General features: G+C 65.8%; 10 protein-coding genes. 8 read left to right on the forward strand and 2 right to left on the reverse strand.

The features are described from left to right. Positions 1-93 precede the first annotated feature (93 nt). From AB0M74_RS21545 to AB0M74_RS21580, 8 genes are all read left to right on the forward strand, one after another. The gene (locus AB0M74_RS21545) at positions 94-2832 is read left to right on the forward strand and encodes a phosphoenolpyruvate synthase (protein ID WP_366528044.1); all 2739 of its coding nucleotides are present in this window, start codon (positions 94-96) and stop codon (positions 2830-2832) included. Beyond that, positions 2822-6379, forward strand: a complete 3558-nt coding sequence (locus AB0M74_RS21550) for an AMP-binding protein (protein WP_366528045.1) — start codon at positions 2822-2824, stop codon at positions 6377-6379. The genes AB0M74_RS21545 and AB0M74_RS21550 overlap by 11 nt, the downstream gene beginning before the upstream one ends. Then, complete coding sequence (locus AB0M74_RS21555) at positions 6376-6642, forward strand: acyl carrier protein (RefSeq protein ID WP_366528046.1); 267 nt, start codon at positions 6376-6378, stop codon at positions 6640-6642. Before AB0M74_RS21550 ends, AB0M74_RS21555 begins: the two co-directional genes overlap by 4 nt. After that, positions 6639-7769 carry an SDR family oxidoreductase gene (locus tag AB0M74_RS21560; protein WP_366528047.1) on the forward strand — a complete coding sequence of 377 codons (1131 nt, stop codon included), beginning with the start codon at positions 6639-6641 and terminating at the stop codon, positions 7767-7769. Before AB0M74_RS21555 ends, AB0M74_RS21560 begins: the two co-directional genes overlap by 4 nt. After that, entirely contained in the window at positions 7766-8707 is a 942-nt protein-coding gene (locus AB0M74_RS21565) for a nucleoside-diphosphate kinase (RefSeq protein WP_366528048.1), read from the forward strand. The genes AB0M74_RS21560 and AB0M74_RS21565 overlap by 4 nt, the downstream gene beginning before the upstream one ends. Continuing rightward, the gene (locus AB0M74_RS21570) at positions 8704-9696 is read left to right on the forward strand and encodes a ScbA/BarX family gamma-butyrolactone biosynthesis protein (RefSeq protein ID WP_366528049.1); all 993 of its coding nucleotides are present in this window, start codon (positions 8704-8706) and stop codon (positions 9694-9696) included. Before AB0M74_RS21565 ends, AB0M74_RS21570 begins: the two co-directional genes overlap by 4 nt. Then, the gene (locus AB0M74_RS21575; RefSeq protein WP_366528050.1) at positions 9696-10328 is read left to right on the forward strand and encodes a nitroreductase family protein; all 633 of its coding nucleotides are present in this window, start codon (positions 9696-9698) and stop codon (positions 10326-10328) included. The genes AB0M74_RS21570 and AB0M74_RS21575 overlap by 1 nt, the downstream gene beginning before the upstream one ends. 82 nt (positions 10329-10410) lie before the next feature. Continuing rightward, entirely contained in the window at positions 10411-11316 is a 906-nt protein-coding gene (locus AB0M74_RS21580; RefSeq protein WP_366528051.1) for a hypothetical protein, read from the forward strand. Between the two features lie 125 nt (positions 11317-11441). Here AB0M74_RS21580 and AB0M74_RS21585 read toward each other — a convergent pair whose 3' ends face one another. Then, entirely contained in the window at positions 11442-12536 is a 1095-nt protein-coding gene (locus AB0M74_RS21585; protein WP_366528052.1) for a methyltransferase, read from the reverse strand. A gap of 159 nt (positions 12537-12695) precedes the next feature. After that, positions 12696-13553 carry a DUF72 domain-containing protein gene (locus tag AB0M74_RS21590; RefSeq protein WP_366528053.1) on the reverse strand — a complete coding sequence of 286 codons (858 nt, stop codon included), beginning with the start codon at positions 13551-13553 and terminating at the stop codon, positions 12696-12698. Between the last annotated feature and the right edge of the window lie 454 nt (positions 13554-14007).

Consider the following 14007-nt stretch of genomic DNA (forward strand, 5'->3'; position numbering starts at 1 on the left):
TGAATTCTCGGATATATCCAAACAAGTCCCCTCTGTTTCGATCGGCGTGCCTTGTGCCGGAGCATCCGGCTCCTGCCCGGTGCCGAGGGGGCGATGGGAGACACCTTGCAGGTACTTGGACCGTGGACTGATACAGCGACGATCGCTGCGCTGGCGGGAGGCAAAGCGCGCGGATTGCACAATTTGCACACCAGTGGTTTCCGCGTGCCGGAATGGGTCGTGCTGGGTACCGACGTGTTCGAGCAGGTGCTGCACGCGGGCGACCTCACCGCGGAGTTGACGGCTCTTCTCGCCACCGACGACTTGGAGAGGGCGTTGGCGGCCGGTGCTGCGCTGCGCACGCAGGTCGCCGCAGCGGCACTGCCGCCGACAGTCCTCGCGTTGATCACCGACGCCTACGACCGGCTCGACGGCGGCGCGATCGCCGTGCGCTCCTCGGTGGCCGCCGAAGATGGCCCCGGCCACTCCTACGCGGGCCAATTCGACTCGTTCCTGAACGTCAACGGCCACGACGCGGTGACATCCCGGGTGTTGGCGTGCTGGGCGTCGGCGTTTTCCGAGCGGTCCATCCGCTACGCCTTCGCGCACGGGCTGCCACCTACCGGCGCTGCTGCCGTCGTCCTGCAGCGATTGATCCCCGCGCGGACCAGCGGCGTGATGTTCACCGCGAACCCGATCACCGGCGCTGCGGAGGAGTTGGTGATCAGCGCGGTGTACGGGCTCGGAGAAGGCCTGGTATCGGGCTCGGTGGACGCCGACTCGGTGATTGTCGACAAATCCTCCGGCGCGGTGCTGGAAACCGTGCTGGGGGACAAGGAGCGTTCCTACACACCCGCCGGGGACCAGGGCGTCGCGATCGATGAGGTCGACAAGGGGCGTCGCAGCCGCGCCGCGCTGTCGGATGCCGAGCTCGTCGAGGTGGCCGAACTGGGGCGCAAGCTGGAAGCCGACCTCGGCGCGCCGCAGGACGTCGAGTGGGCGATCGATGACGACGGGCTCTGGTTGCTGCAGACCCGACCGATCACCACCACCGTGGGCGGCACCTCCCGGTCCGGTGGCGCGCTGTTGCGCGGCGCCGGTGAGGTACTCGCCGACGACGAGCAGCGGATCTGGGACAACTCCAACATCATCGAGAGTTTCAGCGGCATCACCTCGCCGTTGACGTTCACCACGGCGGCCGACATCTACGGCCGGGTCTATCACGGCTACGCGAAATCGTTGCGGGTGCCCGACGAGCAGCTACGCCAGACCGATCGCTGGACTCCGGTGCTGCTGGGCTACTTTCACGGCCGCGTCTATTACAACCTTCTGCACTGGTACCGGATGGTGGGCATCGCACCCGGCTACCCGTTGAACAGGAAGGTCTTGGAGGCGGCGCTCGGCGTCGACGAACCGCTCGCCGACGAGCTCGCGAAGACGCTGCGGCCGTTCACTTTCCGAACGTCCTTCGCGCGGCTCCGCTCCAGGACGGTCACCACGGTGACGTATCTGCGGCGGCTGTTCGGAATCGACGACATGGTCGAGCAATTCATGACCGAGTTCTATCGCGTCTACGACGAATACGACGCCATGGACTACCCGACCCTGTCCGGCGAACAGGCCTATGCGGCCTACCGCACCGTCGACCGTGACCTGGTGCAGCGCTGGGGTCCGCTGATGGTGTTGGACGCGATTCTGCTGACCAGCACCGGATTGATGTTTCTGCTGACAAAACTGCTGCTGCCCAAGGCACCGGAGTGGTTCCTGTACGCCGTGGTCGGCCCGGGTGCCGACGTCGAATCGGCGGAGCCCGCGCGTGCGATGACAGAGCTGGCGCAGTTCGTGCGTGTCGAGCCCGAACTCGTAGCATTGGTCAATTCGACTCCGCCGGAACAGATCTACCCGGCACTGCGCGGATCAGCGCACACCGAATTCCTGGCCCGCGTCGAGGCCTACATCGATCGCTACGGCTATCGAAGTCTCGACGAGCTGAAATTGGAGACGCCCGATCTGCGGGAAGACCCGGCCAGCCTGTTCGTCATGCTGCGCAGCGCTATCGGGCGGGTAGGAGACACCACACAGCACAGCCGCAGCGCCGAGGCCGACGACTATCTCGACGCCCACCTGCACGGCTTCCGCCGTCGGATCTATGAACGGTTGCGCGCCAAGGTGAATTGTTGTGCTGCGCACCGCGAGCGGCTGCGCTTCTGCCGGACCCGAGCCTTCGGCATGGTGAAGCGGATGATCCGGGTGATGGGCCGCGACCTGGTCGAGCGCGAGGTCATCGACGAGTTCGGCGACGTGTTCTTCTTGACCGTGCAGGAATTGCGCGGCTGCTACGAGGGCGCGGGAACCGAGACGTTGCGCGATCTGGTGGCGGCGCGAAAGGCGCAGCGCGCCAGGGACGGTGAGTTGGTCGCGCCGGCTCGCTTTCTCACAACGGGTCCGACCTTCGGGCGCGCCGAGCTCGCGGCTCAGGGCTGGGTGCCGGTCACCGACACTCCGGCGGCAACGGTCGGAACGGTGCTGCCCGGAACACCGTCAGCGTCGGGGATAGTCGAGGGTACGGCTATCGTGGTCGATGAGCCACGCGACGTCGCAGGCGGCATCCTGGTGGCCTATCGAACCGACCCCGGCTGGGTGGCTGCGCTGCCCTCGGCGTCGGCTCTGGTGATCGAGCGCGGCAGTCCCCTCACGCATGTCGCGATCGTGGCGCGTGAATTAGGAGTGCCCACCGTGGTACAGGTCAAGGACCTCACGAAGAAGATACGGTCCAGTATGCGGATTCGGGTCGATGGAACCAATGGGACGGTGACCGTGCTGTCCGAAGGAGACCTCCGCGATGGAGCATGAAAAATATGTTGCGGCAGTGCGTAATTGGCTTGTCGAGCCCGCGCAGGACGCCGGGGTCTATCTGGCCGACGAGGCCGACGGCTGGACCTATCGCAGCTATCGCGACCTCGCCGACACGACCTGGTCTATCGCCGCCCTGATGCGGGCACACGGCATGGGCAGCGGCGATGGTGCGTGTGTGATTATGCCGACCGGATTCCCTTGTGCCGCAGCGTTCTACGCCGTGTGGGCCTGCGGCGGGGTCTTCACGCCGGTCGCCCCGCCGATGTTCGGCGACCTCGACCAGATCGTCGCCCACATCGCGGCGATCCTGGTGCAGGCCCGCCCGCGACTGGTGGTGACCTCGACTGAGTTCGAGCAACTGGTCCGCAGGGCGGCGATCGAGGCGGGACGCACCGATGAGCCACTGGTGATCAACGCTCAGACCCTCGGGTCGCCACCCGCGGTGCGCGAGTTCGGTGAGCCGGACGAGTGCGCGCTGCTGCAGTTCACCTCCGGCTCCACCGGCACGCCGCGCGGCGTGCGCGTCAGCTGGCAGAACTTGGCCAACAACATCGCGATGATCTCCACCCTCGTCGACTGGCGACCCGGGGAGGCCATGGTCTCGTGGCTGCCGCTCTACCACGACATGGGCTTGGTCGGCGCCTTCCTCACCACCGTGACCAATCAGGGTGACCTGTACCTGATGCGACCCGACCAGTTTGTTCGCGACCCGGTGCGGTGGCTGCGTGCGATGACCCATGCCCAGCACTCGCCGTCCCCCTCGTTCGCGCTCGGCTATGTGGCCCATCGGGTGCCGCGCCAGGACATCGCCGAGCTCGACCTTTCCGGCTGGCGCACGCTCGCCGTCGGCTCCGAACCGGTCGAGGTCGCCGATCTACAGTCGTTTGCGAATCTGGCAGGCGAACAAGGCTTCTCGACCAAGGCCTACACCTTGGCCTATGGGCTCGCGGAGGCGACGCTGATGGTGACCTCGTCGGCACGCAACCACCCGGTCACCGCGTTGCGCCTCGACAACCCGAGTCTGCGCTTCGGGTCCAGGATCACGATCCTGGACGAGCAACTGCTCGACGACACCCATCGGGTCGAAGGCGCGGGATGGATCACCGGCCTGGGCTATTCGACGCCGGAGTCGACCGTCACGGTGGTCGACGAGGACGGCCACGAACTCCCCGACGGCACCCTGGGCGAGATGGTCGTGGTCGGCGATTCGGTGGCGCTCGGGTATTCGGTGACGGATTCGGGGGAGTCCGCAGCGGCCTCGTCCACCCGGATCACCGACGGTAAGCTCTACACCGGTGACGCGGGATTCCTGTATCGTGGTGAGGTTTTCGTGCTGGGCCGGATGGGCTCGAGCCTGAAGGTGCGCGGTCGTTCGGTGTTCATGGAGGACATCGAATCCCGGGTCGCCCAGGAAACCGGGATCACCAAAGGCAAACTGGCCGCGGTCACGATCACCGAGGCGGGTGCACAGGGCATCGCCCTGTTCGCCGAATCCGCGCCGGGCGACTGGATCTCCATGGCGCGCAGCATCATCAGCGGCGAGCTCGGCCCCGCCCAGTCCGTCACCGTCGTCACCGGACCGCGCGGCACCATCCGTCGCACCTCCAGCGGCAAACCGCGCCGCCGCCATATGTGGCAGCTGTTTCGCGATGGAGTTCTCGACGGCGCTGTCGCCCACGGGACAGACGGCACCACCGGTTCCGGCGGGCCGCGCAACGCCGAAGCAGGCGATGGCCGAGCCGCTCATGACATCGCACCGGAGCCGACGCTGGCGCTCGAGCGGGTACGTCAGCTGCTCGAGCGGGCCGTGGAAACCGTAGCGGTACCGCGAGATGCGACGGTGCTGTTCGAAGGCTCGCTGGCCGAGGGGTTCGGCAACGAGGGATCCGATGTGGACTTCCTCGTGCTCGCGCCCGGCGACGAGGAGATGCCGACACTGCCGACCGTGCTGTTCATCGATGGGCGTCGCGTCGAGGTGCGCACCCGGTCGCAGGCACAGCTGCGCAGGCAGTTGGCGCAGGTCGCGGCAGCGGGCCCTACTGAACTCGACGAGGACCTGCTCAACCGGTGTCAGCGATTCCTGCGGGCGACCATAGTCCGATCGGGCACTCCCGACGTGGCCGAGTTGCGCTCGCTGCTGCCCTATTCCGGCTTCACGGAGCTGATGGCGAATTGGTGGACCGGGCGGGCAACCCAGGCATTGCGGTTCGCCGTCGCACTGCGCGCGCTGGGAGCGCACGCCGAAGCGGGCGGTTGGGCACGCGATGGTCTCTTGCAGGCGATGAAGGGGTGGGCCGCGCGGCACGGCGAGAGCTACCTGGAGACCAAATGGCTTCCGCAGCAGCTGGACCGGATCGGGCACGACGACCTCATCGATCGCTACCGGGACACCACTGATCCGGCCGCCTGGGTGTTCGACGACCAGACGGGGAAGCTCGGCGATGCCGGAGGTCGGCACCATGCCTTCCCGGTGGCCGTAGGCGCTGGATTCGATCGGCCCGGCGACACGCAAGCCGCAGTAGCGGCCGATCAGCGGATCTGGCAGAAGGTGTGGGAACTCGCCGCCGCACTCGGCGTGTCCGCGGTGGCGGACGAACCGCAGCAGATCTTGTTCGCGCGCCGCCCCCGCGTCACCACCTGGACGATCGGCGGGCGCATGCATGTCGTGCGCGACGATCAGGATGTCTTCGTGCTCTCGGATCGGGCCGCGCGGGCCTGGCGGTCGGTGGTGTTCCGGCATTCGGTGCGCGATGTGCTCGCTCGCGCCCAGACGGACATCGCCACCGAGCTGCCCGAGTTCATCCGGCTCGGTTTCGTCGGATTGCAGTGGCGCGGGGGAGAACTCATCGAACCCGCCTTGGCGATGTGCAAGCGGGTGCGGCCCTACACGCCGATGCCGAGCACGAGCACCCCGGCACTCGGCCTGACCGGAGCCACGGGAGACGATCCGATCGCCACCCTCTCTCCGCTGCCCGCAACCAGATTCACCGAATGTGCACTGAACCTGGTGTGGTCCAACATCGTTCTGGAGAATGCCAGAGAGGACCTGGCAGGCGCGGTGAAGAACTCGCAGGGTGCAGTCGCCGACATAGCCGCCCACCGACTGATTGCTATGGCTGTTCGGGTCGTACTGTCTGCCTTCGGTATTCATCCACTGCCCGCCGACGTGGCACCCGCCGAAACAATGCGGCGCATAATTCCTTCACACGTGTCGGGTCGCGATGAGCTGCTGACACAGCTGAATTCGGCTCGACAGGTGTGTTTCTCGGACATCCTCCGCACGAGCGGCGACATCAGCGCTGGTCTCGCGGTCCTCGACGATTTCGTCGTCCTGGTGCGGCGGATCGCAGGTGGCTCGGAGTCCGCCACCGGTTTCCCGGCCTCGTTCGATTCGCGCGAGCAATGGCGTCGCACCTTGGCCATCGGGTACGACTGGCTGCGCCTGGCCGGCTACCTGAACACCGACCTGCCGCTCGACGAGGCCCGCGATCTGCTGACCTCCGGTGGCCACCAGCCTCATCTTCGGGAAGGAGAGTCGGCATGACCGCTGTAGCCGATACCGCGATCGCCGAGAAGGTCCGCCGCCTCGTCCTCGCGATGGCGCCGCGACCATCGGCGGCCGACGACGAGAAGCGGCTGGTCGAAGACCTCGGCTTCGACTCGTTGCGCCTGATGGAACTCACGGTGGTCCTGGAGCGCTCCTTCGACCTGCCGCGCTATCGCCCGGAGCAATTGATCGGCGTGCGTCGAGTCGGGCAAGTGATCGCCCTCGTCTCGGGGACACTGACCGACGGTGGCCCATCATGAGCGAGCGCGCCAGGGCCGACCAGCCGCGTAGTGTGATCGCGAGCGCGCGCGACACCGTGCTGGTCACCGGCGCGACCGGATTGGTAGGCGCCGAGGTTGTGGCGCGGCTGGCCGCCGCGGGACGGCCGGTAGCTGCTGTGCTGCACAGCAATTCGAGCATTGTCCGCAACGACGGCACGGTGCTGGAGGCGGGCACGCCGGTGGTGGGCGATATTCGGGCGCGCGGTTTCGGTATGTCGGAGCGCGACACTGCCGACTTGGCGGAGCGGGTCGGCACCATCGTGCACTGTGCGGCGACTACCGCGTTCGACGCGCGAGAGGCCGATTATGAGGAACTGAATGTGCGGGGCACCGTGCACGCCGTCGCGCTGGCGAGGCAATGGGATGTTCCGCTTGTGCATGTCAGCACCGCGTATGTGTGTGGACAGCGTGGCGGCGTGGTGACCGAGGGGGAGCTGGACGCGGGCCAGCCGTTCGGCAATGGATACGAGGACAGCAAGTTTCGCGCCGAACAGTTGGTACACGCGGCCGGTGAGCAGGGGCTACGCTGGGCGATCGTGCGGCCCGGCATCGTGACCGGTGCCGGTGACTCGGGCGCGATCCGCGAATACAAGAACCTCTACACCGTCGTGAAACTCATGGTGGAAGGCAAACTCCGGACACTGCCGGGGCGCTACGACGCGACCTTGTCGCTGGCCCCTGTTGATCATGTCGCCGACGTCATCGCCGCGGCGGTCCTGGATTTCGACTCCGCTCAGGACCGCACCTTCCACGCGCTCGGCCGGGACACTTTGTCGTTGCGCGAGGTATCGGATGTGCTCGCCGAATATCCCTCCTTCGAGGTGGCCACGTTTGTGCCGGAAGCGACCTTCGCCGAGGATGACCTGGACCTGGTAGAGCGGGAGTACTACCGCCGCATCGGCTCGCTCTACACCAGTTACTTTCAGCGGCGCTTGATATTCGACACCGCTCAGGCGGAGGTATTGCTGGGCAAGCCGTCGCCACCGAGCGGCAAGGACTACCTGCGCCTACTGCTCGACTACTGCCTGGAGTCGGGATACCTGGGCGTTGCGCTGCCATCGATCGAAGAGATATTGGCGAACAACGACTTCGGAGGCGGCCGATGAGCGGTGGATCACCGGGCGAGCGCGATTCGCTGCGCGAACTGCTGGCCGCTTCGACACCCTCGGCAGAAAAAGTCGGTGTCTACCTCGACGACACCTATGTGCAGGAGTCGGTAGACCAGCTCGACCGGTTGGGTGCCGACGCGGCGAAATTCGCCATGCAACATTCGCTGCTGCTACTCAAACCCGATGCGATCGTCGCCCGCGCCGTCGAACCGACGCTGCAATGGCTGGCCGACAAAGGTTTTCGTGTGGTCGGCGCCTACCGTGTCCCGGTCGATCGACACCTGGCCCGTGCATTGTGGTACTTCGCATGGAATATCGCCTCACCCGAACGCAGGCGGCTCGCGGATCTGCTGGTCGGCATCTCGGATGTACTTGTCCTCGTGGTGCACGGTCCCGACGGGGAGCTTCCGGTCTCGGTGCGGCTCACCGAGGCCAAAGGCGCAACCGACCCCCGTAAACGCCAGCCAGGGGAACTGCGGTATCTGCTCGGCAGGCACAACTATCTGCTCAATCTGGTGCACTCGCCCGATGATCCCGCCGATGTGCTGCGCGAGCTCGCCATCTACTTCGACGAGCGGACGCGGGCGGCGGTGGTCGCACAGGCAGGCGCGGGTGTCGACCGCTCGGCCGATGCCATCGCGATCGCTCGTGACCTGTACACCCACGCTCGTGCCCGCAGCTTCGACCGCGCCGACGCACTCGCCCGACTGCTGAGCGAGCTCGACCAGGCAGCTTTCCCCCTCCCGCCCGAGCTCGATCTCGAATCCGACGCGGGCTGCGCGCAATTGCTGTACTCGGCCTGGGCTGCGGACCAAGACCTGGATCCGTGGTCGGTGATCGTGCTCGGCTCATACGTACTTCCCATGCGGACCGGCACTCAGCCGCAGACCCTGCGGCCCGTGTCCGCGACAGAATGGTTGGAGGGTCGATCGTGACCACAGACGCAGCACCGGTACAGACAGCAAGCCACGTGCGCACCATCTCCCGCGAACTAGCGCATCGTTGCGCAGTTTCCGAGGTCTTCGTGACCTCGCTGGACACCGTGGCGCCGGACGAGTTCGTCGCCGGCGCACAGCTACCCAGAATGCACGCCTACTACGGCGACCACGCCGGTTCACTCGCTATGCGACACGATCCGCTGCTGGTGATGGAGGCCGCCAGGCAGGCGGCGATCGCGCTGACTCACGAGTTCTACGGTGTGCCGCCCGAAATGGCCTTCGTCGTCCGGACTTTCAACGGCACCGCCGCCGATACCCCGGCCTGGGTGGTCGGTACCGCGCCCGCCGACCTCGTGATGCGGGTACGGGTGCCGCAGCAGCACCGCCGCGGTGGTGCGCTGCACGGTCTCGATATGGTGCTGGATCTCGAGTGTGCGGGCGAGCCGATGCTGACCGTCGACGGTTCCTTCTCCTGGGTCACCTCGCGGCAGTGGTCGGGCTTGCGCTCCGCTTTCCGGGACAGCTTGGGGCTCGGACCTTTCCACGGCGCCTCGGCACTGACCGAACGCGCCGTGCCCGCCGCGGTGGGCAGGGAGAACTGGCGCAACGTCGTCATCGGACCGCCGCGCCGGGACGGCGCAATCGCGCGGGCCGAGCTGGTCGCCGACCTCGGCCACCCGTTCTTGTTCGATCATCAGCTCGACCATGTCCCCGGTAGTCTGCTCATCGAAGCGTGCCGCCAGACCGCACTCTCGATGATCGTCGACGAACTGCCGCAGTTGGAGTGTGTAGCAAGTACTTTCGATCGGTTCGTCGAGCTCGATCTGGCGGCCGAATGCGTGGCGGAGATCGTCGAACAGGGTGCGGGCACGGTGGTGATCCACTGCGAGATCCGCCAGGCACGTGCCGTGGCGGCCCAGATCGATCTCGAATTCGCAGAGGACACACTCGATCCCGAAGCGGAGCCGGACTCGGGGATCGTCTGATGGACAGGAGCACGATGGGCAACGACCTGCTGACCACGACCAGGGCGTTCCGGCGCCGCCTCGACCTCACCAGGCCGGTCTCGAGACAGGACCTGCTCGACTGCCTCGACGTCGCGGTGCACGCCCCGAGTGGTACCAACCGGCAACCGTGGCGTTTCCTCGTGGTCGAGGACTCCGATACCAAACAGCAGATCGCCGAGTACTACCGAAAAGGCTTTGCCGCCTACCTCTCCACCCGCACACCGCGTCCCGATCAACTCGGCGACCTCGCCTCCGGTCGCTACCTCGCCGACCATCTGCACGAGGTCCCGGCCCTGGTGGTCGTCTGCTCGCTCGGTCGCCCACCCGCGAACGCTGCCGCCCTCCAACTGGCCAGTTTCTACGGCTCCCTCTACCCGGCGGTCTGGAACTTCATGCTCGCCCTGCACGACCGCGGCCTCGGATCCACCATGACCACCGCCCACCTCGTCTACGAACAAGAGATCGCCGACGTACTCGGCATCCCGTTCGACCAGGTAACCCAGGTCGCCATGCTGCCGGTAGCCCACCTGCTACCCGGCAACAGAAGCCGCGGCCCGCGCCGAATTCCAGCAGCCGAGGTGACGATGTGGAACCGCTGGAGCGAGCAGTGAGTGGCGTATCGGTGGGTGTGGTGAGTCGCGATCATCGAGGCGCGCAATGAGCAGTGCGGCAGGAACTTCGTCGACTCCGCGCGTGTTCGGTTCCATCGCGCGCATCGCTCGATTCACTGCGGTGATGTACAAGCCACACTACCTGCTGTACGGCGTGCTCTGGGTGCTCGCACTCGAAGGCACGGCAGCCCTTGTCTCCCAGACCGATTCGTCGTGGCGTCCGACCTGGTCCACTGTCGTCCGCATTGTTGTGGTCGCCTTTGTCTTGCTGTACCTGCGCATGGTCGACGAGCAGAAAGACCTCGATTACGACAGGGTGCACAACCCCGACCGCCCCCTGGTGACCGGCGCGATCAGTGCGAATGAACTGCGCAGCGCGATGGTGGTCATCGCGGTGGGTGCCCTCGCCGCCTGCCTGACGCTTTCCATCGGTTCGGCTGTGCTGATCGCCGCCGTACTCGCCTACGGCCTCGTTCTCTGGGGTCTGGAACGTCTTTCGGCGACGGTGCGCACCGACATCATGCTGAACCTGGCCATCACCTACCCGGTCCAGTTACTTGTTACCGCGTACGTCGTCGTTTCCGCGATCGGGACCGGCGAAGTCCGATCCTGTTGGCGGGCAGCGGCGGTCGCGATCATCTTCGCCGGCGCTTTCCTCCAGTTCGAATTCGCTCGCAAGACTTCCAAGTCGCCGCGCCCCGGCGAGATGTACTATTCGAACGCCTTGGGCGCCGACGGCAGTGCGGCTGCGGCGCTGGTGTGCGCCGCAACAGCGGTTATCGGCGACCTCGCCCTTGTTCGGCCGTGGACCTACTCCGGGCCGCACGCGCTGATCGCCTGGATTCCTCTGGCGCTCTTACTGATTCCAGCCACGGCGGCATCGAAGTTCCGACGCGCTGGTACACCGGACTACCCGGTATTACCCGCGGTCCTGTTCATTCTTGCCCTCTACATCGTGCTGATCGTGCAGGCGCTGGTTCTGACATGATCAGACTCCACCACCGTCACCGCCTCGCCTTGGTGCGCGGCCGTCCACCATCGCGAACGCCTGTTGCGAGTGGCACATGGTGGAGTGTCTGTCGATGTTTGCCGCGGCCGGCTGCCACTGGGCACCTAACTGGGGCGCACTTCGAGGATGTTGTCGGGGGCCGCGGTCGGGATACGGCGCACGAGGGTGAATCCTGAGGCGGCCAGGAAGTCTCGGTATTGGTCTTCGGTGCGTTCGCGGCCGCCTACGTTGATGAGCATTTCCAGATCTATGAATTTTCCCGGGTGCGGTCGATTGTCTTCGGGGAGCACGAGTTCGATGAGCAGCAGTGTCGCGTCCTCGGGCATCTGCTCGCGCAGGGTGCGCAGGATCTGCTCGGCTTTGTCGTCGGACCAGTCGTGGATGATGTGTTTGAGAATGTAGGCGTCGCCGCCACTGGGCACCATCTCGAAGAAGGAACCGCTTTCGACCGTGCAGCGGTCGGAGAGGCCGAGTTCGGCGAGGCGGGCGGGCGCCGACGCGACCACTTCGGGCAGATCGAACAGGATGCCGTGTGCCGTCGGTGTGCGGGAGAGGATTTCGGTGAGCAGGGTGCCCTGTCCACCGCCTACGTCGACAATCGTGCGGTGCCGGCCGAAGTCGTAGGCAGCGAACAGCGGCTCTATCGCCAGGGTGCTGATACTGGTCATGGCGCGGTCGAACAGTCCGCCGAGCTCGCGGTCCTTCCGCACATAGTCGAAGAACGACATGCCGTCCAGATCCGTGCCGACGGTTTCGCCGGTGCGTACCGCGTCGACCAGATGCGTCCAATGATTGCGGTGCATTGTGGAGCCGAAGAACAGCACGGTATCGCGCAGCGAAACGTTCGCATCCCGACGCAGCGCCTGTGCCATCGGGGTGAGGGTGTACTTGCCGTCCGATCGGCGAGCGAAGATGCCGTGGCTCGTCAGCAAGCGCAGCAGCCGATGCAGCGCGTCCTCGTTCGCGCCGGTGGCGCTCGCCAACTCCGTACCGCTACGCGGACCGTCGGCCAGCGCGTCTGCCACACCGAGTGCGGCGGCCGCGTGGATCGCTTGGGTCAAGAACCCGGCAACGATCATTTCCAGCAGCGCGATATGCCCTGGCACAAGTCGCCGGTGCAGCCCCGCCATCGAATTGCGGGCGAATTCGATCACCCGCAGCAGCGCCTGGGGTGGAACTTTCGATCGGTTGGATGCCATCGTGCTCCATCCCGTCGGGTATCAATGATCTCTCTCAGGAGGCTACGTGGCGATTCGCCACTCGCGCGGCCGAATGGGCGGCAACGCCGTCGGCTGAGTTACGCGCCCAGGTCGTGGCACCCGAGCACGCCACCGAGCTTCGCCGACCAGTACACGTGGCTACATCGGGGTGGGCCCGTCTTCCGCACCGCGATGCGTGCGGCCGGGGCAACCGCCGAGGCGAGCCTGGAGTGCGAGGGCGTCACGTGGTGCCATGACCTTGGCGTCGTTGTCGAAGTAGACGAATACATCGCGGTCTGCGGCCCAGGAGCGGATCTTGGCTGCCCACATGTCGAGGCCATCGTCGGTATAGCCGCTGACGTAGAGCTCGTCGTGGCCGTGGAGCCGGATGTAGACGAAATTCGAGGTGGCTTCCTCGATGAGTGGATACTTTCCTGCCGCGTCGGCGACGACCAGCGCGATGTCATGTGTGGCCAACAGTTCGGTGAATTGCGGCGTGATGAAGCTCGGATGGCGGATCTCGAGCGCGTACCGCATCGGCCGTTCGGCGTCGGTCGTGGTGAATCCGGGGTCGACCCGATGGTCGTGCTGGGTCGCGATCTCGGCGGCCCGTGTCGTTGTGCGGGGCAGGTGTCCGAAGAATTCGGCCAGTAGAACCGGATCGAAGACGAAGTTGGGAGGCAGCTGCCAGAGGATCGGCCCCAGCTTGGGGCCGAGTGCAAGCAGGCCGGACGCGAGGAAATTCGCCAGTAGAGCGTCACCGTCGCGCAGCCGCTTCATGTGGGTGATGAACCTGCTGCCCTTCACGGCGAACACGAAGTCCTCCGGCGTCTGGCTGGCCCACTTCTGGTAGCTCGACGGACGCTGCAAGGCATAGAACGAACCGTTGATCTCGACGCTGCCGAGTCGCTGCGAGAGATAGGCGAGCTCGTTCTTGTGAGTCACCCCCGCGGGGTAGAAGGTGCCGCGCCACGGCGGATACACCCACCCTGATGTGCCGATCCGGATCTCGCCCACGCCGTCCATCGTGGCAGACACAATCCCTGCGAAGCCGCAGGCCGAAACACTCTTCGTTGTCGGGTTCGCGCAGTCGCCGGCCTCCGAACACCGGCGAACGGGACTCGACCCTGGCAACACCCGCGCACCTACACGGACGATGACACCACCGACGCGAGATCAAGCCCGAGATTTCGCGCCATCCCAGCCTGAGCACCTGAAACACAGACAGCACAGTCGCAAAATCCCACAGACACCCACTGGGCACGATGATGTGTTCCGAGCGAGGCGAGATCGGGCATTAGGGTTTGTGGCCTGTCTTGCTGCTGAGCTGTCGATGCGTATCTATCAAAGTCGCAAGCCAACTACCGGCGCCCCCGCTGGGCACGATGATGTGTTCCGAGCGAGGCGAGATCGGGCATTAGGGTTTGTGGCCTGTCTTGCTGCTGAGCTGTCGATGCGTATCTATCAAAGT

It is taken from the genome of Nocardia sp. NPDC051463, assembly GCF_040681975.1.
Classification (GTDB): domain Bacteria; phylum Actinomycetota; class Actinomycetes; order Mycobacteriales; family Mycobacteriaceae; genus Nocardia.